Raw genomic sequence first — 26,301 nt, 5'->3', positions numbered from 1 at the left:
CCTCTTGTCGATTGAAGAAGCAAGTGTGCGTTGCTTGTCCGGCCTATTTTATGCTATAAAAGATGTAGTCGCGGGGCGCGCGTCCCCAATATTTTGATAAGGAGCGATTCATTGCTTATGGCCACATCCGAAATGAATACCCAGGAAATTATCGACTTTATTAAAAACAGCACCAAAAAGACGCCGGTGAAGGTATATATCAAAGGAAAGCTTGACGCGATCGATTTCGGTTCCTCCATCAAATCCTTTATCTCGGGAAGCAGCGGCGTGCTGTTCGGCGAATGGGCCGACATCAAAGCCGTGCTCGACGCCAACGCCGGCAGCATCGAGGATTATGTGGTTGAGAACGACCGCCGCAATTCCGCCATTCCGCTGCTCGATCTGAAGAACGTAAACGCCCGCATCGAGCCGGGCGCCATCATTCGCGACAAAGTATCCATCGGCGACAATGCGATCGTCATGATGGGCGCGGCGATCAATATCGGCGCTTCGATCGGCGAAGGCACGATGATCGATATGAACGTCGTCGTCGGCGGCCGTGCGCAAATCGGCAAAATGTGCCATATCGGCGCAGGCTCCGTCGTTGCCGGCGTCATTGAACCGCCTTCGGCACAGCCGGTTGTCATCGAAGACGATGTGCTCGTCGGCGCCAATGCCGTCATCCTCGAAGGCGTGCGCATCGGCAAGGGCTCCGTCGTCGCGGCCGGCGCCGTCGTCGTCGAGGATGTGCCGGAATATACGGTCGTTGCCGGCGCGCCGGCGCGCATCATCAAGAAAGTGGACGACAAAACAAAGTCCAAGACGGAAATTCTCAAAGATCTCCGTACGCTGTAATTTCGCAAACAGCTGCCCGACGGCCCGGCGTCCATGCCGGGCTTTCTTCCATTTCATCGATGAAAGGAGCTTGCCGCTCATGTCTATTCCTTCGACCGGCGACCGCTTCGTACAAATCCGCCGCGAGCTTCACCGGATTCCGGAGCCGGGATTCCAGGAATTTAAGACGCAGCAATATTTGCTTGATTATATTGGCGGCCTGCCGCAGCAGAGGCTGGAGGTGCGCCGCTGGAAAACCGGCATTTTGGTCAATGTGAAAGGCCTGGCGCCCAAGCGCCGGTTCGGCTACCGCGCCGACATGGACGGACTGCCGATCGCCGAGGAGACGAGCTATCCGTTCCGCTCCGAGCATCCCGGCTTCATGCACGCCTGCGGCCACGATATGCATATGGCGATCGCGCTCGGCATCTTGACCCATTTTGCCGAGCATCCGATCGACGACGACCTTACGTTTATTTTTCAACCGGCGGAGGAAGGCCCGGGCGGAGCGCAGCCGATGCTGGCCTCCGACGAGCTGCGGGACTGGATGCCGGATACGATTTTCGCCCTGCATATCGCTCCGGAATATCCGGTCGGTTCCATCGCCGTGAAGCCGGGCATCTTGTTCGCCAATACGTCCGAGCTGTTCATCGATTTGATCGGCAAAGGCGGCCACGCGGCGTTCCCGCATCTGGCAAACGATATGGTCGTAGCGGCCAGCCAGCTCGTCGGCCAGCTGCAGACGATCGTCGCCCGCAGCGTCAATCCGCTGGACTCGGCCGTCGTTACGATCGGCAAGATCGAAGGTGGCACGAAGCAGAACATCATCGCGGAAACAGCGCGGCTGGAGGGAACGATCCGCACGCTGTCGGCGGATACGATGACGCTGGTCAAATCGCGCATCGAGCAGCTCCTGCAAGGCATTGAGGCCGGCTTCGGCTGCCGGGCGGAAATCGACTACGGGGCCAATTACCGGCAGGTGTACAATGAAGAGACGGTTACCCGCGAATTTATGGACTGGCTGCGGCTGGACGGCAAGATGCAGCTGATCGAATGCAGCGAGGCGATGACGGGGGAAGATTTCGGCTATTTCCTGGAGCGCATTCCCGGCTTTATGTTTTGGCTGGGCGTCGACACGCCGTACGGCCTGCACCACGCTAAAATCGAGCCGAACGAGGAAGCCATCGGCCATGCTATCGATACGATGACCCGGTACATTGCTTGGAAATCGCAGCAAAGCTAAAATGCCGGGGCCGGCTAGCGGGCTCCCAATGAAAAAGAACCTCAGAGCGCCTGGCCGGTAAGCCAGCGGCTTCGAGGTTCTTTTTTGCTGTTCTTATCGGCTTTTGACGAAAGCGTCCAGCCGCTCCATCGCCTGCTCCAGCTGTTCCATCGAATAGGCGTACGAAATCCGGATATAGCCTTCCCCATACGGCGAAAACGCATCCCCGGACACGACCGCCAGCTTCCGCTCGTCCAGCAGCTTCATGGCAAACTCCATGGACGGCAGGCCGAACCGGCGAATGGACGGGAACAAATAAAACGCCCCTTCCGGCTTGGCGAGCTCGAATCCCATATCGACCAGCCGGTCGTATACAAAATCGCGGCGGCGGACATATTCCCGCTTCATCGGCTCCGCATCGTCGATGCCGGACGTCAGCGCTTCGATCGCCGCGTATTGACTGATGGAGCTGGCGCACGTCACGTTATACTGATGAACCTTCAGCATATGCCGCGCCAGATAAGCCGGAGCGAGCGTAAAGCCGACTCTCCAGCCGGTCATCGAATGCGACTTCGACAGCCCGTTGATGACAATCGTCCGCTCTCTCATGCCGGGCATCGTAGCAATCGAAACATGCGGCGCTTCGTATACGAGCTCGCTGTATATTTCGTCGGACACGACGAACACATTTTTGTCGGCCAGAAGCCTCGCCAAGTCCTCCGTTTCCCGCAAGCCCAGCACCCGGCCTGTCGGATTCGACGGATAGCACATGACGACGGCGCGCGTCCGTTCCGTCAAATAAGGCTCGAGCAGCTCCGCCGTCAACTTGAAGCCGCTGGCCGCCGTATCGACATAGACGGGAACGGCGCCGCACAGCCGCACGATCGGCTCGTAACCGGGATAAATCGGCCCCGGCAAAATGACCTCGCAGCCTTCGGTCAATATCGTGCGCAGCGTAATATCGAGCGCCTGGCTGGCTCCGGCGGTAATAATGATTTCCTCCGCGGGATCGTAGTTCAGACCGTATTTGCGGCTTACAAAAGCAGCGGCCGCCTGGCGCAGCTCGAGCAGCCCCGCATTCGGGGTATACGTCGTCCGGCCTGCAGCGATCGCCCGTTCGGCCGCCCGCATCACATGGTCCGGCGTCGGAAAATCCGGCTGGCCGATCGTCAGCGTAATCGCGTCCTTGTAATTGGCGACCAAATTGGAAATTTTCCGGATTCCCGAAATTTGAATTTCTGTAACGCGCGGATTGATCCATTGCTCCAGCGCATGCTCTGTCATCATAACGCCATCCTCTTCCCTATTTTCAGAAAATCCCCTGTCAGCGCAGCCGCAGCGCTTCCAGCACCCGGTTCATATCGTCAGGCAGCGGCGCCTCGAACGACAGCCGCTTCCCGGTTCGCGGGTGATCGAAGGCAAGCTGCTTCGCGTGCAAAGCCTGCCCCTCCATCGTAATGCCTTTGCTTTTGGCCGGACCGTAAGCCGGGTCGCCGACCAAGGGATGACCGATAAATTTCATATGCACCCGGATTTGATGCGTTCGTCCGGTCTCCAGCTTCAGCTCCAGCAGCGTATAATCCCCGAACCGTTCCAGCACCTGAAAATGCGTCACCGCATGCTTGCTGTTTTTGTCCGTCACCGTGAACAGCTTCCGCTCCTTCGGATCGCGGCCGATCGGCGCGTCCACCGTGCCCTGGTCGTGCGGCACATTGCCGTGCACCAGCGCGATATATTTCCGCCCGGCCGAATGCTCTTTAAGCTGTTCCGCCAGCCGGGCATGAGCCACATCGTTTTTGGCCGCCATAATGAGCCCGGACGTGTCCTTATCGATGCGGTGAACGATGCCCGGTCTCATAATTCCGTTAATGCCGGACAAATCCTGGCAGTGATACAGCAGAGCGTTAACGAGCGTGCCGCCCGTATGGCCGGGAGCCGGATGCACGACCATCCCGCGCGGCTTGTTCACGACAATGACGTCGCTGTCCTCGTACACGACATTCAGCGGTATCGGCTCAGGCACAATCTCCGCCGCCTCCGGCTCCGGAATGATCAGGCGCACCGCCGCCGCTGCAGGCAGCTTGAAATTCGGCTTCACCACGGCGCCGCCGACCGTGACGCGCCCATCCTTGATCCACTGCTGCACTTGCGAGCGGGAATAGCCGTCCCCGTACGATTCCAGCGCCTCGGTCAAAAATTTGTCCAGCCGTTCGCCGGCCTGCTCCGGCCCTGTCGTCCATTCCAGCGTTTCCGGCGCGCCCTCCTCGTCGCCTTCGATCGCGTACCGTTCCTTCTGATCCAAGTCATTCATTGTGATTCCCCGCTTTCCGCCGTCTTGGCCGCTTTGGCCGCCTTCGCCTCTTCCTTCCAGGACAGCAGCGAATCGAGCAGAATAAGCCCGACCCCGATGACGATGGCGGAATCCGCGATGTTAAAGATCGGATACTGGTATTCAATCTCCCGGCCGAACCAAGGAAACCGGAATGTAAAATGAAAGAAATCGACAACCTCGCCGAACAGCAGGCGGTCGATGAAATTGCCGATCGCTCCGCCGAGCACGAGACTGAGCGCGACGGGCAGCAGCTTGCGGCGCTCTTTGACCATTTTGGACAAATACCAGATCACGCCGACCACCACAAACAGGGTAACAATGATGAAAAACCAGCGCTGGTTTTGCAAAATGCCGAATGCGGCGCCTTTGTTGCGGTGCGACGTAATTTGAAAAAATTCGCCGATGACCGGGATCGATTCGTATAGCTCCATGCGGTTCACAACGATCCGCTTGGTAGCCTGATCGATCAGCACGACAATCGCCGCGTAGATGTAGTAAATCAGCATGCAGTTCCTCCGATTCAAGGATTTACCTAGCTAAAAACAGTGGGAATAGCAAAAAATACGGCCATATGCAGTCTGATCCGTAAACCGTAAAAGGAGGCGCCACCACCCGTGAACAACGAGAGCCACTCCCGCTCCGGCAGCCTGCTGCAGCCTTCCCATCTTGCCGAGCTTCGCCAAGCATTGATCGACGAAAAACAATGGCTGGAAAGCCGCATAGAGTTAAACGAGCATGACGGCCTGGGCGACTCGCTGCGCTCCCAGACAGGCGAATTGTCCGCTTACGATAATCACCCGGGCGATCTGGGCAGCGAAGTGTACGAACGCGGGAAAGACATCGCTTTGAACGAAAATGCCGAGCGCCATTTGACCGACGTGCGAGAAGCGCTGCAGCGGATGGAGGAAGGGCAGTACGGCCTTTGCCGCACATGCGGCGCCCCGATCCCTTACGAGCGGCTGCGCGCTTATCCTGCTGCCGCGTACTGCGTCGAGCACGTTCCCGATCCGCATGCCTTGGAGCAGCGGCCGGCGGAAGAGCGGCTGCTCACACCGCCGTACGGGCGAACCAGTCTGGACGAGCTTGCGGAGCAAAATCAGTTCGACGGCGAGGACGCCTGGCAAATCGTCGAAAGCTGGGGCACCTCCAACACGCCGGCAATGGCGGAAAACCCCAACGTATCGAACCATTACGACGAGATGGAAGTGGAGGCAGACGAAAACGACGGATACGTCGAAGCGTACGAAAGCTTCCTGGCGACGGACATCTATGGCCGGCAAGTTAGCGTCATCCGCAACCGGCCTTACCTGGACTATATGCGCTCCGGCGAGGGCGAAGGGCTGCTCGAGCCGGAGGCGCCCCGCGAACCGGAGCTCGAATAAGCTTCAAGCAAAAGCGTAAGCGCAGCGGAGCCCGCGCGAGCCCGGCGGCGCGGCAGGGCGATGCGGATGCTGCCGGTTTGCGGCTTCGCGTATTTTGCTTTTGCCGAGGTCAAAGGTTTCCCGCAAGCCAGCAAGGCCCGGCGGCAAAGGGCAAGGCGGCCGCGCCGGCCGCCTCCCGCTTCGCCTGCCCGGTCAGGCCGGATTAATGTGCGTGCGCGGTTTTCAGCACGTCCGAGCAGCGGCGGCAAATCGTCGGATGCTCCGCATCGCTGCCGACCTCCGGAGTCACGATCCAGCAGCGCTCGCATTTCTCGCCTTCGGCCAAAGCTACTTGAACGGCCAGGCCTTTGAACTGGTGCGCGCCTTCCGGAGCCGCGCTTCCCGCCTCATGCACCTTCACCTGCGAGACGATAAACAGCGTCTCCAAAGCGTCGAAGCCTTCGAGCAGCTGCCGCGTATCGGCGTCGGGGTACAGATGCACGGCCGCGCTCAGCGAATTGCCGATCCGCTTCTCCTTGCGCGCATCCTCGAGCGCCTTCAGCACGTCGTCGCGCAGCGCGCTGAACTTTTCCCATTTGCTCTCCAGCGCTTCGTCGAGCAGCGCTTCGTTAACTGGCGGGAGTTCGGCCAGCTGAACGCTCGGCAGGCTCGTGCCCGGAATGTATCTCCACACCTCGTCGGCCGTATGCGGCAAAATCGGGGCGATCAATTTAGTTATTGCCGTCAGCGCATCGTACAATACCGTCTGCGCTGCGCGTCGCGCAGGGTCCTCGGGCGCGCTGGCATACAGCCGATCCTTCAAAATGTCGAGATAGAACGCGCTCATCTCGACCGCGCAAAAATGATGCACGGCTTGATACACCGTATGGAATTCGTAGTTGTCGTACGCCTTGACGACGCGGTCGATCATCCGCTGCAGACGAAGCAGCGCGAAGCGGTCGAGCTCGTTCATCGCCGCCGGATCTACCCGGTCTTGGGCCGGATCGAAATCGGACAGATTGCCGAGCAGGAAGCGCAGCGTATTGCGGATTTTGCGGTACACTTCCGAAATTTGATTCAAAATGTTGTCCGAAATCCGCATATCGGCCTGATAGTCGACGGAGGATACCCACAGCCGGAGAATGTCCGCGCCCAGCTTGTCGCTTACCTGATTCGGATCGACCGTATTGCCGAGCGACTTGGACATTTTGCGCCCTTCTCCATCCAGCGTAAAGCCGTGGCTCAAAATGCCCTTGTAAGGCGCCTCGCCGCGCACCGCCACGCCGGTGATCAGCGAAGAGTTAAACCAGCCGCGGTATTGGTCCGAGCCCTCCAGATACAGGTCGGCCGGCCACTGCAGCTCTTCCCGCGTCTCCAGCACGCCGACGTGGCTGGAGCCCGAGTCGAACCACACGTCCATGATGTCGGTCTCCTTGCGGAACTCGGCATGGCCGCATTTCGGGCAGACCGTTCCCGCCGGGAGCAGTTCCTTCTCGTCGCGCTCGAACCAGGCGTTGGAGCCTTCCTTCTCGAAGATGCCGGCAACGTGCTCGATCGTCTCCTGATTGACGAGCGGCTCGTTGCAGCTGCGGCAATACATGATCGGGATCGGCACGCCCCAGGCGCGCTGCCGGGAGATGCACCAGTCGCCGCGGTCGGCGATCATGTTGTGCATGCGCAGCTCGCCCCAATTCGGCGTCCAGCGAATCCGCTTGATTTCGTCCAGCATCTGCTGTCTGAACTTGTCGATGGAAGCGAACCATTGCTCGGTCGCCCGGAAGATGACCGGCTTCTTCGTCCGCCAATCGTGCGGATACTGGTGCTGAATCGTCTCGGCCTTGAGCAGATGGCCGGACGCTTCCAGCTTTTCGATGACGACCTTGTTCCCCTTCTCGTAGAACATGCCCTCGAAGCCCGGCGCTTCCGCCGTAAAATGCCCTTGATCGTCCACGGGGCAAAGCACGCCGAGATTATACCTCTGGCCGATGACGAAGTCGTCCTCGCCGTGTCCGGGCGCCGTGTGCACGCAGCCGGTACCGGCTTCCAGCGTCACGTGTTCTCCTGTCATGACGAGCGAGGTCCGGTCGTAGAACGGATGCTTGCACAGCACATGCTCGAGCTCCGCGCCCTTGACTGTCGACAGCACGCGGACATCGGTCCAGCCGATCGTCTTGGCGGCTTGCTCCAGCAGCCCTTCGGCCAAAACGTATTTTTTGCCGTTCGCCTCGATGACGGCATAGTCGAAATCCGGATGCACGCTGATCCCGAGGTTGGCAGGCAGCGTCCACGGCGTCGTCGTCCAGATGATGATAGCGGCATCGTCCGGGAGCTTGCCCTTGCCGTCCTGCACGTCGAAGGCGACGTAGATCGAGGAGGACGTCTTGTCCTTATATTCGATCTCGGCTTCGGCCAGCGCGCTCTCCGAGGACGGCGACCAGTAGACGGGCTTGAGGCCTTTGTAAATGTAGCCTTTGCTCACCATTTGGCCGAATACGCGAATTTGCTGCGCCTCGAACTCGGGCTTCAGCGTGACGTAAGGATTGTTCCAGTCGCCGCGCACGCCGAGCCGCTTGAACTGCTTCTTCTGCCGCTCGACCCACTCCAGCGCGTAATCGCGGCAATAATTGCGGAACTCGCTTAGCTCCATCTTCTTGCGGTCCACCTTGCCGCTGTTGGCAATCGCCTGCTCGATCGGCAAGCCGTGCGTGTCCCAGCCCGGAACATAAGGGGCGTCGAAGCCCTGCATCGTCTTGAAGCGAACGATGATATCCTTCAAAATTTTGTTCAGCGCATGGCCGATATGAATGTCTCCGTTGGCGTAAGGAGGACCGTCATGCAGGACGAATTTCGGCCTCCCCTTGCGGCTCTGCTGAACGAGTCCGTAGATGTCGATCTCGTCCCAGTGCGCCTGCATTTTCGGCTCTGCCTGCGGCAGGTTGCCCCGCATCGGAAAATCGGTTTTCAGCAAATTCAGCGTCTTTCCATAATCCATATTCTTCACTCCACTTTCGTTTTGACCTTGGGTGCACCGCTCATTCCGGGTAAACAAAAAAGAGGCCGCTCATCCCTAGGGACGAGTTGCCTCGCGGTACCACCCTGATTAAGCGCCATGCGGCTCCAGCCCGCATCCGAATGCCGGGAGCATGACAGCTTCACTCTCTGCGATCGATAACGGGATCAACCGAGTCTCCTTACCGGCAAGGGCTTCTTGGCCCCGGCGTTCGGGAGACCGCTCACGGGTGATTTTCCACAGCTGCTTGGAAGTCCGGGCTCGCACCAGTCCCCGGTTCGCTGGCTCCCGCTTCTGCCATGTACTCGTCCCGATCAACGCGTTCGAATCTTGCCTTATTATTACTGGAGTATAGCGAAAATTGCGCCTCGCGTCAACTTCCTCCAAGCCGTCTGCCCGAGCGAGGCTTAGGACTCTTCGGGCTCCGTCCGTTCCAGCGACGTCCAGTCTTCCTTGCTGAGCAGCTCCAGCTGCGCTTCGATCAGCGTGCGGAAGCGGGTGCGGTAGATCGAGGCCTGCTTCTTGAGCTCCTCAATCTCCAGGGCGATCTTGCGCGACTTGGCGAGCGAATCGTTAATAATGCGGTCGGCGTTCTTCTCCGCTTCCTTAATGATCAGCTGCGCTTCCTTCTTGGAATTGTTCCTCACTTCATCGGCAGCTTCCTGGGCAATAATGATCGTCTTGCTGAGCGTCTCCTCGATATTCGCGAAATGGTCGAGCCGTTCCTGAATCGCGGCGAGCTGGCTTTGCAGCTCTTTATTTTCACGGATCAGCGCCTCGTAATCCTTGATCACCTGATCCAGAAATTCATTGACCTGATCCTCGTCATACCCGCGGAAGCTGCGGCTGAATTCCTTGTTATGTATATCAAGCGGCGTTAAAGGCATGGTGCACCTCCTAGAATGTTGGCGACAGGCAAGCTCAATCCTATTACGCTATGCTATATTCGACGGTTTCCCCGTTTTTCCTGCTGCCGCTCATGAAAAAAAATCGGCATTTTAGACATATTTGCCGATTTTTACGCGAATCCTGCCTTTTTTGGTCGTGCCCTCGACTTCCATGAGCTTGAATCTGCCGAATCCCTGGAGAGAGACGACATCGCCCTGCCTGAGCGGATGGCTCGGGTCCTCCGTCTGCTTCCAGTTCACCTTGCAGCGTCCGGCCTTGATCGGAACGAGCACCTTGGCCCGGCTCAGGCGCCATACGTCGCCGGCAATGCCGTCCAGCCTCATGGAAGCGACGGTAAAGCTCATTTCCTCAAGCCGCGTCTGAACGATCCGGAGCTGATCCAGCGGCAGCAGCTCTGTCCGCACCTGAACCCGGTGAACCTGCGACAGATGGAGACGGATGAAATCGGCCACCTCGGACGCCGCTACGACATGGCAGCCGTCCGGACGCACATGAATGTCTCCTATCTTCTCCCGCTTGATGCCGAGGCCGAGAATCGCTCCCATGTAATCACCGTGATCCAGCTGCCCCAGCTTCTCATCCGGCGATTCGACGGAAAGGAGCCGAATGCCCATATCTTCGCCGTCCAGCACCCTGTAGTCGGGCGCAACGAGCGCCCGTCTCCGCTCGGCGTCCGGATGTCCGCCTTCGAAGCGGACGTGAACATCCGCGCTGCGCTGCACCAGCGTCGTCAAAATGTAAGCTTGCCGCGGGTCCAAAAAATCGGTCAGCTTGACGTCGTGCTGCTCCGCCCGCGCTACCCATTCGGCCGCTTTGTCGACGAAGCGGTGCTCGTCCGGATGAAAATGCGGATACAAATGCTCGTTCGTCAAATTCTCCCACCTGTTATAAAGCTAATCACCGTGACGAGTCCGTATCCGACGAAGTGAAGCGCGATCAGCGCTACAATCGGGGAGATGTCGATCATGCCGAGCGGCGGAATGAACCGACGGAAGATCGACAAATACGGCTCGCACAGCTTGCCTAAAATTTCGCCGATAAAGCTGTCCCTCGCGTTCGGCAGCCAGGACAGGAGGATATAGGCGATCAGCACGTACCGGTATATTTCAACCAGTGTCATTATATAGCCTGCCACTAAGTTCACCTCGTTTTCTGGAGCATCAGTCTTCGGGGTTCATCATTTCCGAGATGGAGCCGTGAATTTCCACCGTATCCGGCGTACACAGGAAAATGTTCGTTCCGATCTTGGAAATCGATCCGTTCAGCGCATACACCGTCCCGCTCAAAAAGTCGACGATCCGCGTCGCCTGCTCACCTCTCACCTTGTGCAGGTTGACGACGACCGGTCGTCTTGAGCGCAAGTAATCGGCGATCTCCTGCGTCTCTTCGTAAGATCGGGGCTCCGTCAGCATGACGCGAACGTTCTTTTGCGAATGAATGCTCACAATATTGGCCTTATTCTTAGTACGCAGCTCCGTTGCGTGGGTTTCATATTCCTCATCGTGAAACGCCTCCGCCCCCCGCTCCGGATCGCGGTCCCGCACCCGTTCGCGCTCGATGACCTCTTCCTCCTCCTGCAAGCCCAAAAAATTCATGACCTTGTTCATCACGCCCATCTTCCTCTCCTCCTTCAAAGACGTCATTCTCTACCTACGAGCGACGAACCGAGCCGAACCCAAGTCGCCCCTTCCTCGATCGCCACTTCGAAATCGTTTGACATCCCCATGGACAAATGCGGCGCTTCGTAGCCGAGCACGCCCTCCCGGTTAAGCCGGTCGCGCAGCTCTCTGAGCCCTCTGAACACCGGCCGCGTCGCTTCAGGCTCCGCTTCGTACGGCGCCATCGTCATGAGACCGACGATCCGCAAATGCTCAAACGCTCTCAATTCGCCGGCAAACTCCAGCAGCTTGTCCGGGGCCAGACCGTACTTGCTCTCTTCTCCGGATACGTTCACCTGGATGAAGCAGGGAACCGTAAGTCCCAGCTGCCCCGCTTTCTTCTCCAGCTCTTTGGCCAGCGAGAGCCTGTCCAACGAATGGATATAGCGAAATTTGCCGATAACGTCCTTCACTTTGTTCGTCTGCAGATGACCGATAAAATGCCATTCGGCCGCCTCCCCGTATGTCTGCAGCTTCGGAGCGGCGTCCTGCCACCGGTTCTCGCCGAGATGGCGCAGTCCTTCCCGGATAGCTTCGCCGGTCGTCTCCAGCGATACGTACTTTGTCACCGCAATGACTTCCACTTCCCCGCGGTCCCGGCCGGCTCTGGCGCAGGCCGCGGCGATGCGCGCCTCCACGGCTTCGATCCGATCTTTCATCGACACTAAGGTTACACCTCTTCCCGCAAGCCGATCCATGCCGCCATTCGTCCGGTTGCGCCTCCCTCCTTGCGGTGGGAGTAGAACAAATCGGTACGGCAGCTCGTGCATAAGCCACTTATTTCGATATGTGACGGCAAAATTCCTGCTTTTATCATAATTTGTCGGTTCAATTGTTGCAAGCTTAACATCGCTTTGCCGTCCGGCCGCAGCTGGTAGACGGAATCCGCTCCGTCCCCCTCGCCGCGAATTCCGAGCTCGGCCAGCACCGCGTCGACGCGTCCGATGACACTCCCGTCGACCTCGTAGCAGCACGCCCCGATGGACGGCCCGATCGCGGCGCGAAGCTCGCGCGGCTTCGTGCCGTAAGCCGCGCTCATCGTCTCCACGGCGGCTCTTGCGATTTGCAGCACGGAGCCCCTCCAGCCGGCGTGCGCCAGGCCTACGGCGCGGCGCACCGGATCGAAGAAGAACAGCGGCACGCAATCGGCGAACAGCGCGTGCAGCATGACGCCCCGCTCGTTCGTGACGAAGCCGTCCTTCGCCTGCAGCGCCGTTTCCCGCGAATCGATGCCGGCGCCGCGCTGCTTCCGCGTGACGAGCTGGACGTCTTTGCCATGCACCTGCTCCGCATAGACGCAGTCGCCGAACGGCACCTGCACAGCGGCGGCCAGCCTCCGCCGATTCTCCACGACGCTGTTCGGCGCGTCGCCGACATGCAGGCCGCAGTTCAGGCCTTCGTAGGCGCCTTGGCTCACGCCGCCCAGCCTGGAGCTGAAGCCCGCCGTCATATAAGGGTACTCCCGGGTCCATCCGGCCAGCTCCAGCACCGTGCAGCCGTTCTCTCCCGTTGCCTGCACGAACGGTTCCATCTTCCTTCCCCCTGCCTTCACAGGCCGCAAAGGCTGGCCCGCCTGATTGATTAGCTCCAGTATACACGAAAATCGGAACCGGCGGCTACGCCGTCCTAAGGCAGCGTCCCATCCCGCCGGAGCGATGCGGCCGATTCGGCGCGCAAGGAACGTTAGCCGCGATAAGCGCGCACCGGATCGTAAGGCTCGCCGACATCTTCCTGCGGGCGATACATCCGCGCGTCGTCCAGCTTGACCAGCACGACGTCCATGCCGATTTTGACAATATTTCTCCATGGAATGACGAACCCGCCCCCCGGCCCGAACAAGCCGAACCATTTGCCGCCGGCCGGCACGACGATCGCTTCAATCCGGCCGTGAAACAGATCGAGCTCCAGATCCGTTACGTGTCCGAGCTTTTTTCCATCGACAATGTTGATCACATCTTTGGTTTGGAAATCGGAAATTTTCACTCGCAGCCACCCCATTTCTCATCGGTTCGGAGCGCCGGCTTTCCTGCCGAATGCTTTTCTGATTACTCTATATGTATGTACCACCTGGGCAAAACATCCTCTTCCGGCATCAACAATTCCCCAAAAATCGCTTCATCCGATTGTCCGAATGAATAAAAAAAGACCTTTCCCGCAGGGCGGGTCGGGTCGCTCAATCGATTGCGTGCGAAGCTGTGCGCATCGTGTTTGCAGCTATTGCTTGACGTGCTTTTGCATCTGGGAGATCGCTGATTTTTCCAATCGCGATACTTGCGCTTGCGAAATGCCGATCTCGTCGGCCACCTCCATCTGCGTCTTTCCGTCGAAAAAGCGCATGGACAAAATCATTTTTTCCCGGTCGTTGAGCTTGCGCATCGCTTCCCGGAGGGCAATGCCCTCGATCCAGGAAATATCCTTGTTCCGATCGTCGCTGATCTGGTCCATTACATAGATCGGGTCGCCGCTGTCGTGATAGATTGGCTCGAACAGCGAGACCGGGTCCTGGATCGCGTCCAGCGCGAACACCACGTCCTCCTTCGGCACGCCCAGCGCCTCCGAGATTTCGTAGATCGTGGGCTCGCGGGAATTTTGATTCGTGAGCTGATCGCGCACCTGCAGCGCTTTATAAGCGATGTCCCGCAAGCTGCGGGAGACGCGAATCGGATTGTTGTCCCGGAGATACCTGCGTATTTCCCCGATAATCATCGGCACCGCGTAAGTGGAGAATTTCACGTTTTGGCTCAAATCGAAATTATCAATGGCTTTCATCAGTCCGATGCAGCCGACCTGGAACAAGTCGTCCACAAATTCCCCGCGGTTGTTGAAGCGCTGAATGACGCTCAGAACGAGCCGGAGATTGCCGTTCACCAATTTCTCTCTTGCAGACCGGTCGCTGTGCGACTGCAGTTGAACGAACAGCTCGCGCATTTCGGCATTGGTTAGAACCGGCAGCTTCGATGTGTCCACACCGCAAATTTCGACTTTGTTTCGGGTCACCGTGTATACCTCCCAAGGAGAAACATTACTGTTAATTATCTCCTTGGTCCTGTTTTTTATGCGCTTCCCTTCCCCGCCCGCCTGGCCGGCAGGCAGGGCGTTCGCCGAAAAAGCAAGCCGGACAAGGCTGCAAATGATGCGATGCGAACATAATTTTTTTATTGCCAATTTAGACCATTTTATTGAATTCCTTGCGCAGCCGTTTGATGATCCGCTTCTCCAGCCGCGATATATAGGATTGGGAAATGCCGAGCATATCGGCCACGTCCTTCTGCGTCTTCTCCTCGCCGTCGGTGAGGCCGAAGCGCAGCTCCATGATCGTCCGCTCCCGCTCCGACAGCTTGTCTAGCGCTTTGTGCAGCAGCTTGCGGTCGACCTGCTCTTCGATGTTGCGGTAAATCGTATCGTTCTCCGTGCCCAGCACATCGGACAGCAGCAGCTCGTTGCCGTCCCAGTCGATGTTCAGCGGCTCGTCGAACGAAACTTCCGTACGGATCTTGCTGTTGCGCCGCAAATACATGAGGATTTCGTTCTCGATGCAGCGGGACGCGTAGGTAGCCAGCTTGATTTTTTTCTCCGGATCGAAGGTGTTGACCGCCTTGATAAGCCCGATCGCTCCGATCGAGACCAGGTCCTCGATATTGATGCCGGTGTTCTCGAACTTGCGGGCGATGTACACGACGAGCCTGAGGTTTCTTTCGATAAGCATGCCGCGTATCGCCGCATCGCCGGATGGAAGCCTTTCCAGCAAATACTCTTCCTCTTCGCGGGTGAGTGGAGGCGGCAGCGCTTCGCTTCCTCCGATGTAATAAATCTCCTCCCCTTTCAACCCCAGCAGCAGCAAAAGGCGGAAATAGAAAATTTGCATGATCAGCTTCCACTTGACCCACATGATTCGCGTTCCTCCCATTTCGTTAGTCGGTATTTGTCGGATTTATGCCAGGCAGCCGTCCGTCGCCAGGTGGCGGATTTAAGGCTGGAGCAGCGCCGGATGAATGATGGCCTGGTACGCTTGGTCCGCGCTCAAGCTCCCGCCGTCCAGGCCGACCAGCACCTTCATCGCCTCGATCCGCTTGTCTCCGGAGGTGATGATCACCCGGTCCGGCTTGATGGCCAGCATAAATTGCGTATTGCGGTTCACCCCCCGATAAGGCACCAGCCGCAGGCGGTCCTGCCACATAAAGGCATCGTCCGTCCCGATGGCGGCAATGATCCGATCGACTTCCGCCCTCCTGATCTGGCGCAGCCACGCTTCCGGAATATGGTCGCCCCATTGGGCGGCCTCCATCACCATGACCGGCGTCTTCGTCAGAGGATCGTAGAGCTGGTTGCCCGTATCGATCAGTCCCGCGCAGCTCGCGGAGACATCGCCGATCTGCACCTCCACCTGGGCGATGAACTGTTCCACTTCCTGCCTGCGCTTCGCCGTCTGAAGCACCTTGCGCAGCAGCCAAAAGCCGAGGGCGAGCCCGAGCAGCACAACGGCGGGCAGCGGCTCGATCACCCGGGCGTCGACAAGGCCCGCGAGCACGTCGTCGGACGAATCACGGATGTAATAAAGCCCCAATATCGCCCCCGCCACGGCAAAATTCACCGCGTAAAAGGCGGCCGTATTGCGGGCAAAATGCTGCAGGCCTCCGAAGCCGAAGGCGATGAGCAGCATCAGCAGCGACAGCGCTACCTTCACGCCGAGCGTGTAAAGAAACGACAAGGGAGGGAAGAACAGGAACACGACGTACGCCCCGCCGAGAGCCGCAGCCGCCGCCAGCCTCCACCAGCGGAAGCGCAGGCTTCTCGCGCGAGCTGTCGCCCATAGAAGCGCTCCGTCGATCAGCACATTGACGAGGAAAATGATATCGAGATAAACGACCATTCTCCCAGCCTCCTTGCCGCAGCTAACCTCTCATCCAACGATTGAGACAAGTATAATTCAATCATATTCCAAAGTCTGTTGAAACTTGCCGAGGGAAACGATCTTTTTTTGTCGGAGAACCGCTGCGGAAAAAGAGAAAAACGGCGCTTGGTGGAGACTTTTGGGGACGGCACACAAAGCCTCCGGCCCGCGCTTGCCAAGGGGGCCGGGGCGATCCGCATGGCGGCTATGGTCCTGCCATAACCTGACAACGTTCTCGCCGCCGTGCGGACGCTCCTATAGCTGCGGCTACTTGGCGCTTCTTCAATAGGAGAGAGCGCCTTGCTGGTTCCTTTCACGCTGTTCAAAAGAAAAACCGCCTTTATGGCCAATTCTCAGGCCAAAAGGCGGTTTCCGATATAGGAGCTTCCAAAATATATGATATGAGATTATAGCGTCTTACTTATCAAAGCCGCCGCGGTTGCGGTTGCGCAAAAATGCCGGGATATCGAGCTGCTCCGGAGACGTCTGGCCGCCGAACGGACGCAGGTTGTTCAGGCGGTTGTCGATGCTTTCCTGCTTGCTGCCTTGTCCCTGCGATGCGCCCGCTTGCGAACGCAGAGGCGGCGCGTCGGCTTTGTGCTCGAAGCCGGTCGCGATGACCGTAACCTGAATTTCATCCTTCAGGTTCTCGTCGATGACGGCGCCGAAAATCATATTCACTTCGGGATCGGAAGCGTTGGCTACGATATCCGCCGCTTCGTTGACCTCGTACAAGGACAGGTTCGAGCCGCCGGTAATGTTAAGCAGCACGCCGCGTGCGCCGTCGATCGACGTCTCGAGCAGCGGCGACATGATCGCTTTCTTCGCTGCCTCGGCGGCGCGGTTCTCGCCCGTCGCCGTGCCGATGCCCATGAGCGCCGAGCCGCGCTCGGTCATGATCGTCTTCACGTCGGCGAAGTCGAGGTTGATGAGTCCGGGAACGGCGATCAAGTCGGAGATGCCTTGCACGCCTTGGCGCAGCACGTTATCCGCTTCGCGGAACGCCTCCAGCATCGGCGTCTTCTTGTCTACGATTTCCAGCAATCGGTCGTTCGGAATAATGATCAGCGTGTCGACCTTTTCCTTCAACGCGGCAATGCCCTGCTCCGCCTGTCTGGCGCGCTTCATGCCTTCAAAGCGGAAGGGGCGCGTCACGACGCCGACGGTCAGCGCGCCGCACTCCTTGGCGATCTCGGCAATGACAGGCGCCGCCCCTGTTCCTGTGCCGCCGCCCATGCCGGCGGTGACGAACACCATGTCGGAGCCCTTCAGCGTATTGGCGATCAGCTCGCGCGATTCCTCAGCCGCCTTCTTGCCGACCTCCGGGTTGGCTCCGGCTCCGAGACCGCGCGTCAGCTTGTCGCCGATCTGCAGCTTTTGCTCGGATTTGGCCAAATGCAGCGCCTGGGCGTCCGTGTTCACCGTAATGAATTCCACGCCCTTGACGCCGTTGTCGATCATCCGGTTGACGGCGTTGCTTCCGCCGCCGCCGCAACCAATCACCTTTATTTTTGCTAAACCTTCCATATCCAAATCAAATTCAAACATGTGAGCGTCTTCCCCCTCAATTTGCATTCCTGCTTCGGACCGAACCCTAAATGAATTCCTTAAGCCAGTTTTTAAATCGTTCCATCATCGACGCTTCAGGTTCGGCTGACGGAGACGACGCTTTCTTGCTGCTGTTGACCAACTTCTTCACCATGCTGGGCGGCTTGGCGGAATGGCGCAAATATTTCGAAGCGTACTGGATAATGCCCACACCGCTCGTAAAGGACGGGTCGCGCACTCCGATGTAATCGGGCACAGCGATGCGGACTGATGCAGCCAGCTCGGCCTGGGCGACGGCGAGGATGCCGGGCATGGAAACCGTTCCGCCCGTCAGCACGTAGCCGCCTGCGAGGTCGGAATAACCGAGGCGCTGCACTTCCAGACGAATCAGATGGAAAATTTCTTGGACGCGGGGTTCGATAATCGAAGCCAGATCGATTTGTGAAAATTCCTTGTCCACGTTGCTGCCGATCCTGTTCACCTTGAACACTTGATCGGCAGCCGCATGCTCGACGATCGCGCAGCCGAACTTAAGCTTGATCTTCTCGGCGATATCGGCCTGGGTTCTTAACCCGTAGGCAATATCGTTCGTTATAAATTCGCCCCCGATCGGCAGCGTGGACGTGGCTACCATGTTGTTCTCGTTGAAGACGGCGATCGTGGTCGAGCCGGCGCCGATGTCGACGAGCACCGTGCCCATCGCCTTCTCGTCCTTCGACAGCGCGACGTGCCCGCCGGCCAGCGACATCAGAATGAGACCAGCGACGCGCAATCCCGATTTCTCGACGACGCGCAGCAAATTGTGAATCGCCGTCTTGGCGCCGGTCACGATCGTCGCTTCCACTTCCAGACGAACGCCGATCATGCTGCGGGGATCTTGAATCTGGTCTGTTCCGTCCACGACATATTGATTAGGCACAACACCGATAATCTCCCTCTCGGGCGGCAACGGGATGACTTTCGCGGCCTGAATGACGCGCTCGATATCGTCGTCCCCTATTTCTCGGTCCTCGTTCGAGACGGCTACGACGCCATGACTCGATTGCAGGGCGATATGATTGCCGGAAATGCCGACATACACATCTGAAATCTGAATGCCCACCATTCGTTCTGCATGGTCAACCGCATTGCGAATCGATTGCACGGTCTGATCGATATCGACAATGGCTCCCTTGCGAATGCCTTGCGAGTCGGCGGATCCAACGCCAATTATATTAATGGTGCCGTTAACGACTTCCCCAATAATCGCTCGAACTTTGGATGTACCGATGTCCAAACTAACAATGATGTCATTGCTGCTCAACCCTTGGCACCTCCTGTAAGCTAAATAATCCAAACACGCCTGGTTGAAAAAACCTTCTGTTATGTATTCAACGCGGGTTTAGATTTCCCTCTTTTTTTAACAAACTTTTTCTGTTAACCCATAATGATAATTTTATCATTCTTTTCATAGGTTGAGTAGGGGGGCTTGTCAATTTCCTGGTACTTCCTTTTCGCGGGCGGAATCCCCTTCCAGTCCGTTCTTCGGATCTTCCTGGCCGTCCTGCCGGGCGTCCTGCCGACCCTTCGGATCGCCCTGCTGACCCTTCGCATCCTCCTGCCCGCTCCTCACGTCTTCCTGCAGGCTGTCCGTCTCCTGCCGCGTCTTCCTGCCGGCCTGCGGATCGTAAGGCCCGTGAGAGTCCGCCTCAAGCAGCGTCAATATCCCTCCGATCTTGTTGTCTTCCTTCAATGTGGCGATATAGGAGTTCAATGCTTTCATCTTCTCGGGCAAATAGGAAATCAGCGTATGCACTTCATATTGGGAACGCGTATACATTTTGATTTTATCGGGATAGGATGAGCTGGGAAAAGGCAAAATTTCCGACACGTCGCTGAACAGGTCCGCCGGAATGTCGGCCATCGTCCGGCACAGCTCAAGCTTCAGCGGGTCGTTATCCGCCCAGCCGGTAAGCAGCGGCATGTCCAGCGCCACGCCCGTCCGGGCGGTCACCGGTATGGCGCTGCCATCGGCCAGAAGCGCCTCGAGCCCGCCGCTTTCGCCCATCTGGTAAGCGACCTTCGGATATTCCTTGACCTCGATGCGAATCTTCCCGGGAAAATGCTTGCTGACCTCGGCCGACTCGATCATCGGCAGCTGCTCGACGCCCTGCTCGATCTGGCCGGAAGGGACGGAGAAGAAATGATCGCCGAGCTTCACGCCGGAGGCTTGTCCGATCTCTTCCGCGGAGACGAGCTCCTGGCCTACAATCTCGACCTCGGTCACTTCGTTTAGGCTGGATTGAAAGAACAGCACGAGAAGCAGCGTAACGAAAAAGATAAACAGAAACAGAAGCAGCTTCTTGCTGCTGCCGGTTCTCGCTTTCGGCTTCTGAATCACGGGAAGTCTGTCTTCTGCCGACATGAATACCCTCCTCAAATATGTAAACCGCCGGATATCCCTTTCTCCTATATTCGGAAAGGGATATTTCAGCGGCGATAGTCATATGGATGAAATAAGAGCACGAACACGCGATTATTCGGTAGTGACCGGAGACGTCCTGACGATATTCGCTCCGAGATGTCTCAGCATCTGCTCGATCCGGGCGTATCCCCTGTCGATATGATGAACCTGCTCGACAACGGTCGTGCCTTGGGCGGCAAGGCCGGCGATGACCAGCGCGGCGCCGGCCCGAAGGTCCGTCGCTTCCACCGTCGCGCCGTACAATCTCGGCACGCCCCGGATGAACGCGGAGCTGAGATCGATCCGGATATCCGCTCCCATCCGCGTCAGTTCGTCCACATGCTTGAATCTTCCTTCGAATACCGTTTCCTTGATGATGCTGACTCCGTCGGCAAGAGACAACAGCACCATGATCTGCGATTGAAGATCGGTCGGGAAGGACGGGTGCGGGGCGGTAACGATGCGCTCCACCGGCTTGGGCCTGGCGTGACTGCTTATATTCATTATATCATCGTCGATCGCGATTTGAACACCTGCCCGCTTCAGCACATGGATCGCCGACGTCAGATGCGCCGGGCAGACGTTCTCCAGCGTGATGTTGCCTTTTGTGGCCGCTGCGGCGATCATCAGCGTTCCTGCCACAATGCGGTCGGGAATAATGCGGTAAGAACAAGGCATCAGCTCGGGAACGCCATCGATCGTTATCGTATCCGTACCCGCGCCGATGATGCGCGCCCCCATGCGGTTGAGGAAATGCTGCAGGTCCTGAATTTCCGGCTCGCGCGCCGCGCCGGCGATAATCGTTCGGCCCTTGGCCATGACCGCGGCCATCATAATGTTCTCCGTCGCTCCGACGCTCGGATAATCGAGGGCGATTTCGGCGCCGGTAAGTTCTTCCGCCGTGCAAACGATTTTGCTGCCGCTTTCTTCGATCACGGCGCCGAGCGCTGCCAACCCGCGCAGGTGAAGATCGATCTTTCTTTCGCCGATGGCGCAGCCGCCCGGCTGGTACAGCTCTACCCGGCCAAGTCTGGCAAGCAGCGGTCCCATCAGGAAGATGGAGGATCTCATCTGACTCATGAGATGCTCCGGGATATGATGCTCGCATACCTTGAGCGCATCGACGATAATTTGCTCGCCCCTGCGCTCCGTTCGGCAGCCCAATGCCTTAAGAATGTCCAGCATCACATCGATATCCGACAAATCGGGAACGTTCTCGATCGTGATTTCCCCTTCCGCCATAATGCAAGCGGCCAGAATGGGCAGCGCCGCATTTTTGGCCCCGTGAATGCGGACCGCACCCGACAGAGGTTTGCCGCCTTCGATAACCAGCTTTTCCAAAGTCCCACCTCCGATTTACCGCTCCCCCACCACCAATACTTCAGGAATGAGCTTCACGCCGTATTTTTGCTCTACCGTGCGGCGAATCTGCTCAATGAGGGAAAGCACATCCTGGGCTGTTGCCTGCCCGGTGTTGACGATGAAATTGGCATGCAGCGGCGAAACCTCGGCACCGCCGACCCTCAAGCCTTTGAGGCCGGCTTCTTCGATCAGCTTTGCGGCATAATGGCCTTCCGGATTGCGGAACACGCTCCCTGCGCACGCCTGCTGCAGGGGCTGCGTCCGCCGCCGCCGGTCCTTGTACGCAGCCAGGGCGGCGGCGATTTCATTGCGGTCGCCGTGCTCCAGCTTGAATACCGCTTCGGTGACGATGCCGGGCCTCGTCTGAAGGATCGAATGTCTGTAGGCATAAGCCATATCGTCCTTCTGCAGCACAGCCAACTCTCCTGTCGGCAGCAGCACTTCAGCCCTCTGTAAAATACGCGACACGTCGGACCCGTGAGCCCCGGCGTTCATGTAAACAGCGCCTCCCACCGTTCCCGGAATGCCTGCAGCGAACTCCAGACCGGTCAGACCCGCCTTGCCGGCCAAGACGGACAGCTTGATGAACGAATAGGCGCCGCCCGCCGTCACGGTGTCTCCCTCGAAGCGCGCATAATCGAGACCGTCGCCGAGCTTGATGACGACGCCGCGCACCCCTTTGTCGGAGATCAAAGTGTTGGAGCCCTTTCCGAGCATCATCCAGGGCGTTCCGTGCCGGTTCAGCAGCTTGACAGCCGCTGCGAGCTCCTCCTTGCTGCGTGGAATCAGGAGCAGGTCGGCGGGACCGCCGATCTTCCATGTCGTATAGGGAGCGAGCGGTTCCTGGATTTTCGGTTCGCCGTATTCGCCGCTTGACAGCTCGGCAATGACCTGTTGCATGGGAAACCTCCTTACACAGAACGACTGGGCGCCTCTTCCGGCGCGGGCCGGCCGTGCGCACGGGGGCTGCCAGGTGCAGCCTCCTGCCCGGAAATGCCGCTTCCGGACGGCGGCACGGCTTGCCGGCTCCAAGTCTCTCTGTCACGGTTATAGTGTAGTTTATGGTCCAATCGGATAGAGTGTGACAATCGCCCATGTCTTTTTCGCCGGGCTTCAGCGCAGGCGGAATTGCTCGATGAGCTCGATGATCGCGTCCGTGCCGTCGCGGTACGGAGCGGCGGCCATTCGCTCGGCCATCGCCTCGCGGCTGCGGTATGCCCGCTCCGCTTCCCGGACGAGACTCTCCGGCGTAAGCTCCTCCTCCTGCAGCACATGGCAGAAGCCCTGCTTCTCGAACGAGGCGGCGTTCCAGATTTGATCGCCGCGGCTCGCCTGTCTGGAAAGCGGAATAAGCAGCATCGGCTTGCGCAATGCCAAAAATTCGAAGATCGAGGTTGAACCCGCGCGGGAGACGACCAGATCGGCGCTGGCGAGAAGATCCGGCAGCTCCTCGCTTACATATTCGAACTGACGGTAACCGCGAATGCCGGTCTTCGTTTCGTCGACCATGCCCTTGCCGCAAATATGGGCGATCTGAAACCGTTCCAGCAGCGGCTCCAGCGCGCCCCGGATCGCCTGATTGATCTTCTGGGCGCCCAGACTGCCCCCCATGACGAGCAGCACCGGCTTTTGCGAGTGAAAATCGCACAGCGACCGGCCTTGAATCGCCTTCCCCCGGTAAATATGCTCGCGAATCGGCAGGCCGGTACACTGCGCCTTATCCCCTGCGCCCTCAAGCGTTTCGGGGAACGTGACGCACAGCCTGGAGACGAACGGCATCGATATTTTGTTGGCGAGGCCTGGCGTAAAATCCGATTCGTGGGCGATGACGGGGATGCCGCACAGGCGGCTCGCAACGATGACGGGGACGGAGACGAAGCCGCCCTTGGAGAAAACGATGTGCGGACGAAGACGCCTGAGCAGCCTGTACGCCTGAAGCGTCCCTTTAAGCACATTGAACGGGTCTTTCGCGTTGCGGAGATCGAAATAGCGGCGCAGCTTGCCGGAGGCGATCGGATGGTACGGGATGGCCTCGCGCCCGATAATATCGCGCTCGATGCCTCCCTGCGAACCGATATAGTCAATCTGCCAGCCGAGCGGCTTCAGCCGGGCGATGAGCGCCAAATTGGGCGTCACGTGCCCGGCGGAACCGCCGCCGGTGAATACGATTTTTTTCATGAAGCTTTCGTCACCTCGAATAGCGCGAAATGTTGAGCAGCACCCCGATCGAGGTCAGCATCAAGGTCAGCGAGGAGCCTCCCGCGCTGATGAGCGGCAGCGTGATCCCGGTGACGGGAAACATGCCGATGACGACTCCGATATTAATGATGACCTGAACGGCAATCATGCCGACGATGCCGGCGGCGAGCAGACTGCCGAACTTGTCCGGAGCGGTAATCGCCGTGCGCATGCCGCGCCATATCAGCAGCATGAACAGCACGAGCACGAACGATCCTCCGATAAAGCCGAGCTCTTCCGCAATAATAGAGTAAATAAAGTCCGTTTGCGGCTCCGGCAGGTAGCTGTACTTTTGCCTGCTCATGCCGAGGCCGAGGCCGACGAGCCCGCCGGGGCCGATCGCATACAGCGATTGAATCGCCTGATAGCCGGCGCCGAGCGGGTCCTGCCACGGGTCGAGAAATGCCGTAATCCGCTTCAGCCGGTAAGGGGCGGCAATGATCAGGCCGATGAGGCCGGCCACCCCGACCAGTCCGAGCGCGGCCAGATGCAGCAATCGGGCGCCTGCCGTATAGATGATCAGCAGCGAGGCGCCGACCAGCACGGCGCCGGTGCCGAGGTCCGGCTGCAGCATAATGAGGCCGAAGGCGGCCCCGACCAGAGCGAGCGGCGGCAGCAGCCCGCGGGTAAAATGCGTGATCGGATGCCGCTCCTGGGACAGCCAGGCGGACAGGAAAATGATCATGCCCATTTTCATAAATTCCGACGGCTGTATGCCGAACGAGCCGATCCCCAGCCAGCTGCGCGCGCCGCCCCGCACGACGCCGATCCCCGGAACGAGCACCGCGGCCAGCAGGACGAAGCAGACGATCAGCAGGGGCCTCGCGTATTTTTTCCACACCCAGTAATCCGCGTTCATCGTAAAGATCATGGCGACGATGCCGAGCGCGGCAAACAGCGCCTGCCGCTTCAAGTAATAGAAGGCGTCGCCGAATTCCCGGAAGGCGAGCACTGCGCTTGCGCTGTAGACCATCACCACGCCGATGGCGAGCAATAGCAGCGTCGCCGCAAGCATGATCACATCCGGAGCCGACCGTGCTTTGACCATTAAGCCACACCTCTAACCTAAAATTAGGGAGGGCTTGGTCCCCCCTTGTTACAGGTTATGCACGGACTGCTTAAACATGCTTCCCCTTTCCTCGTAGGACGGAAACATATCCCAGCTTGCGCACGCCGGAGACAGCAGCACGACGTCTCCCGGAGCAGCCATGGCGTAGGCTGCCCGGACCGCCTCCGCGACGGTGTCCTGCACTTGCTCTCCAGTATCGACCGTTTTGACGTTCGTCAACCCTGCGAGGCCGGCGACCTTGCGAATCTTGTCGCGGGTCTCGCCAATGACGACAAGGCCCTTGACCTGCCGCTGAAACGCCGGCAGCAGCTCCATATAGTCCATTCCCCGGTCCAGACCGCCGGCGATCAGCACGACGCTTTGCGTGAACGCCTCGATCGACTTGATCGTGGCCGCCGGATTCGTCGCCTTGGAATTGTTATAGAATTCGACGCCGCCCACGGTCCGGACGTATTCCAGGCGGTGCTCGACGCCGCGGAATTGCTTCAGCACCTTGGCGATGACCTCGGCCGGCACGCCGCTGGCAAGCGCCATCGCCGCCGCGGCCAGCGCGTTCTCGACATTAAAGCTGCCGGGAATGCCCATCTCGGCGGCGGCCATGATCGGGTGAAGCTGCCCTTGCCGATCGCGATATACGATCCGGCTGCCCTTCCCGCTTCCGCCGGCCAGCGGCGGGCTGGTGAAGACGCCAAAATCGAGCTCCTCGCGGATGGAGAAGGGGACGACAGACGCGCTGATCTGCTGCTTGGCCTTGCGGCAGACGGGATCGTCCCAGTTTAAGACGGCCGTATCGCTTTCCGACTGGTTGGCGAACAGCTTCAGCTTGGAGGCGACGTAATCGTCCATCGTGCCGTGATAATCGAGATGCGTCTCGTAAACGTTCAAAAGACACGCGATCGTCGGGCGAAAATCGCGCGTCCCTTTTAGCTGAAAGCTGCTGAGCTCCACGACCATGCGGTTGTCCTCGCCTGCCGAAAGCGCCGCTTCGGTCAAGGCGCGCCCGATGTTGCCGGCGACGATCGGCATAAGGCCGGCCTCCTCCAGCATGCGGGCCGTCAGCGTCGTCGTCGTCGTCTTGCCGTTCGAGCCGGTGATGCCGATCATCGGCGCCCGGCATATGTGATAGGCCACCTCGACTTCGGTGACCGTCTCGATGCCGAGCACGCGGGCGCGTTCGACCGGATCGATGGAATACGGAATGCCCGGATTTTTGACGACCAGGGCGACTCCTTCGTGAATGAGTCCGGCGGGATGCCCGCCGCAAACGACCGATATCCCCAGGGCTTCCAGCTCGTCAGCTTCAGGGCACGAGGAGCGGGGCTTCCTGTCGTTCACGGTGACGATGGCGCCATGCTCGTGGAACAGCTTGGCGACGGCAACGCCGCTGCGGGCCAGCCCCAGGACGACGACCGGCAGCCCGCGGTAAGCGGAAGGATGTTTCATGG

At 58.8% G+C, this 26,301-nt stretch carries 25 protein-coding genes and 1 other annotated feature; of the genes, 3 read left to right on the top strand and 22 right to left on the bottom strand.

Going from position 1 to position 26,301, the window contains the following annotated elements:
- The first annotated feature begins 117 nt into the window (after positions 1–117).
- The gene (dapD, locus tag F591_RS0102960; protein WP_019533096.1) at positions 118–834 is read left to right on the top strand and encodes a 2,3,4,5-tetrahydropyridine-2,6-dicarboxylate N-acetyltransferase; all 717 of its coding nucleotides are present in this window, start codon (positions 118–120) and stop codon (positions 832–834) included.
- A gap of 79 nt (positions 835–913) precedes the next feature.
- Complete coding sequence (locus F591_RS0102955) at positions 914–2,056, top strand: N-acetyldiaminopimelate deacetylase (protein ID WP_019533095.1); 1,143 nt, start codon at positions 914–916, stop codon at positions 2,054–2,056.
- Positions 2,057–2,149: 93 nt separating this feature from the next.
- Here the strand turns inward: F591_RS0102955 and F591_RS0102950 are convergent, their stop codons facing one another.
- The 3 genes from F591_RS0102950 to lspA are packed head-to-tail and all read right to left on the bottom strand — an operon-like array spanning position 2,150 to position 4,870.
- Complete coding sequence (locus F591_RS0102950; protein ID WP_019533094.1) at positions 2,150–3,322, bottom strand: aminotransferase A; 1,173 nt, start codon at positions 3,320–3,322, stop codon at positions 2,150–2,152.
- A gap of 37 nt (positions 3,323–3,359) precedes the next feature.
- Positions 3,360–4,346: an RluA family pseudouridine synthase gene (locus tag F591_RS0102945; protein ID WP_019533093.1), complete on the bottom strand. Its 987-nt coding sequence runs from the start codon at positions 4,344–4,346 to the stop codon at positions 3,360–3,362.
- Positions 4,343–4,870 (bottom strand): signal peptidase II, encoded by a 528-nt coding sequence (lspA, locus tag F591_RS0102940; protein WP_026326333.1) that lies wholly within the window; start codon positions 4,868–4,870, stop codon positions 4,343–4,345. The genes F591_RS0102945 and lspA overlap by 4 nt, the downstream gene beginning before the upstream one ends.
- Positions 4,871–4,981: 111 nt before the next feature.
- On the opposite strand from lspA, the gene F591_RS0102935 reads away from it, so the two are divergent.
- Positions 4,982–5,749, top strand: coding sequence for a TraR/DksA C4-type zinc finger protein (locus tag F591_RS0102935; protein WP_019533091.1), 768 nt, complete (start codon positions 4,982–4,984; stop codon positions 5,747–5,749).
- 202 nt (positions 5,750–5,951) lie between these two features.
- Here the strand turns inward: F591_RS0102935 and ileS are convergent, their stop codons facing one another.
- The 19 genes from ileS to murD all read right to left on the bottom strand — a co-directional run bounded on the left by ileS (position 5,952) and on the right by murD (position 26,299).
- Complete coding sequence (ileS, locus tag F591_RS0102925) at positions 5,952–8,720, bottom strand: isoleucine--tRNA ligase (protein WP_019533090.1); 2,769 nt, start codon at positions 8,718–8,720, stop codon at positions 5,952–5,954.
- A gap of 74 nt (positions 8,721–8,794) precedes the next feature.
- Positions 8,795–9,065 (bottom strand) — a binding site (T-box leader).
- An 80-nt stretch (positions 9,066–9,145) separates the two neighbouring features.
- Positions 9,146–9,625, bottom strand: coding sequence for a DivIVA domain-containing protein (locus F591_RS0102920; RefSeq protein WP_019533089.1), 480 nt, complete (start codon positions 9,623–9,625; stop codon positions 9,146–9,148).
- Between the two features lie 111 nt (positions 9,626–9,736).
- Entirely contained in the window at positions 9,737–10,519 is a 783-nt protein-coding gene (locus F591_RS0102915; protein ID WP_019533088.1) for a YlmH family RNA-binding protein, read from the bottom strand.
- On the bottom strand, positions 10,516–10,767 hold the full coding sequence (locus tag F591_RS0102910; RefSeq protein WP_040740959.1) for a YggT family protein: 252 nt from the start codon (positions 10,765–10,767) through the stop codon (positions 10,516–10,518). Before F591_RS0102910 ends, F591_RS0102915 begins: the two co-directional genes overlap by 4 nt.
- Positions 10,768–10,807: 40 nt before the next feature.
- Positions 10,808–11,263: a cell division protein SepF gene (locus tag F591_RS0102905; RefSeq protein WP_019533086.1), complete on the bottom strand. Its 456-nt coding sequence runs from the start codon at positions 11,261–11,263 to the stop codon at positions 10,808–10,810.
- A 23-nt stretch (positions 11,264–11,286) separates the two neighbouring features.
- Positions 11,287–11,970 carry a YggS family pyridoxal phosphate-dependent enzyme gene (locus F591_RS0102900; RefSeq protein WP_019533085.1) on the bottom strand — a complete coding sequence of 228 codons (684 nt, stop codon included), beginning with the start codon at positions 11,968–11,970 and terminating at the stop codon, positions 11,287–11,289.
- Positions 11,971–11,975: 5 nt separating this feature from the next.
- Positions 11,976–12,836: a peptidoglycan editing factor PgeF gene (gene pgeF, locus F591_RS0102895; RefSeq protein WP_019533084.1), complete on the bottom strand. Its 861-nt coding sequence runs from the start codon at positions 12,834–12,836 to the stop codon at positions 11,976–11,978.
- 152 nt (positions 12,837–12,988) lie between these two features.
- Positions 12,989–13,288, bottom strand: a complete 300-nt coding sequence (locus tag F591_RS0102890; RefSeq protein ID WP_019533083.1) for a YlmC/YmxH family sporulation protein — start codon at positions 13,286–13,288, stop codon at positions 12,989–12,991.
- A 231-nt stretch (positions 13,289–13,519) separates the two neighbouring features.
- Positions 13,520–14,302 (bottom strand): RNA polymerase sporulation sigma factor SigG, encoded by a 783-nt coding sequence (sigG, locus tag F591_RS0102885; protein ID WP_019533082.1) that lies wholly within the window; start codon positions 14,300–14,302, stop codon positions 13,520–13,522.
- A gap of 169 nt (positions 14,303–14,471) precedes the next feature.
- Positions 14,472–15,194, bottom strand: coding sequence for an RNA polymerase sporulation sigma factor SigE (sigE, locus tag F591_RS0102880; RefSeq protein ID WP_019533081.1), 723 nt, complete (start codon positions 15,192–15,194; stop codon positions 14,472–14,474).
- 78 nt (positions 15,195–15,272) lie between these two features.
- A complete protein-coding gene (gene spoIIGA / locus F591_RS0102875) occupies positions 15,273–16,175 on the bottom strand; it encodes a sigma-E processing peptidase SpoIIGA (RefSeq protein WP_019533080.1) in 903 nt (300 codons plus the stop codon).
- Between the two features lie 438 nt (positions 16,176–16,613).
- Entirely contained in the window at positions 16,614–17,744 is a 1,131-nt protein-coding gene (gene ftsZ / locus F591_RS0102865) for a cell division protein FtsZ (RefSeq protein WP_019533079.1), read from the bottom strand.
- A gap of 46 nt (positions 17,745–17,790) precedes the next feature.
- The gene (ftsA, locus tag F591_RS0102860; RefSeq protein ID WP_019533078.1) at positions 17,791–19,047 is read right to left on the bottom strand and encodes a cell division protein FtsA; all 1,257 of its coding nucleotides are present in this window, start codon (positions 19,045–19,047) and stop codon (positions 17,791–17,793) included.
- 168 nt (positions 19,048–19,215) lie between these two features.
- Positions 19,216–20,148: a cell division protein FtsQ/DivIB gene (locus F591_RS27250; protein WP_019533077.1), complete on the bottom strand. Its 933-nt coding sequence runs from the start codon at positions 20,146–20,148 to the stop codon at positions 19,216–19,218.
- Positions 20,149–20,259: 111 nt separating this feature from the next.
- Positions 20,260–21,528 carry a UDP-N-acetylglucosamine 1-carboxyvinyltransferase gene (gene murA / locus F591_RS0102850; RefSeq protein WP_019533076.1) on the bottom strand — a complete coding sequence of 423 codons (1,269 nt, stop codon included), beginning with the start codon at positions 21,526–21,528 and terminating at the stop codon, positions 20,260–20,262.
- Between the two features lie 15 nt (positions 21,529–21,543).
- The gene (gene murB / locus F591_RS0102845) at positions 21,544–22,449 is read right to left on the bottom strand and encodes a UDP-N-acetylmuramate dehydrogenase (RefSeq protein ID WP_019533075.1); all 906 of its coding nucleotides are present in this window, start codon (positions 22,447–22,449) and stop codon (positions 21,544–21,546) included.
- Positions 22,450–22,662: 213 nt separating this feature from the next.
- Entirely contained in the window at positions 22,663–23,727 is a 1,065-nt protein-coding gene (locus F591_RS0102840; RefSeq protein ID WP_019533074.1) for an undecaprenyldiphospho-muramoylpentapeptide beta-N-acetylglucosaminyltransferase, read from the bottom strand.
- A gap of 10 nt (positions 23,728–23,737) precedes the next feature.
- The gene (gene spoVE / locus F591_RS0102835; RefSeq protein ID WP_019533073.1) at positions 23,738–24,835 is read right to left on the bottom strand and encodes a stage V sporulation protein E; all 1,098 of its coding nucleotides are present in this window, start codon (positions 24,833–24,835) and stop codon (positions 23,738–23,740) included.
- Between the two features lie 48 nt (positions 24,836–24,883).
- A complete protein-coding gene (gene murD, locus F591_RS0102830; protein ID WP_019533072.1) occupies positions 24,884–26,299 on the bottom strand; it encodes a UDP-N-acetylmuramoyl-L-alanine--D-glutamate ligase in 1,416 nt (471 codons plus the stop codon).
- Positions 26,300–26,301: the final 2 nt, after the last annotated feature.

The sequence above is a fragment of the Paenibacillus ginsengihumi DSM 21568 genome (assembly GCF_000380965.1).
Taxonomy (GTDB): Bacteria; Bacillota; Bacilli; order Paenibacillales; family NBRC-103111; genus Paenibacillus_G; species Paenibacillus_G ginsengihumi.
The sequence above is the reverse complement of the archived record's forward strand: the minus strand, read 5'-3'. Positions and strand labels throughout refer to the sequence as shown.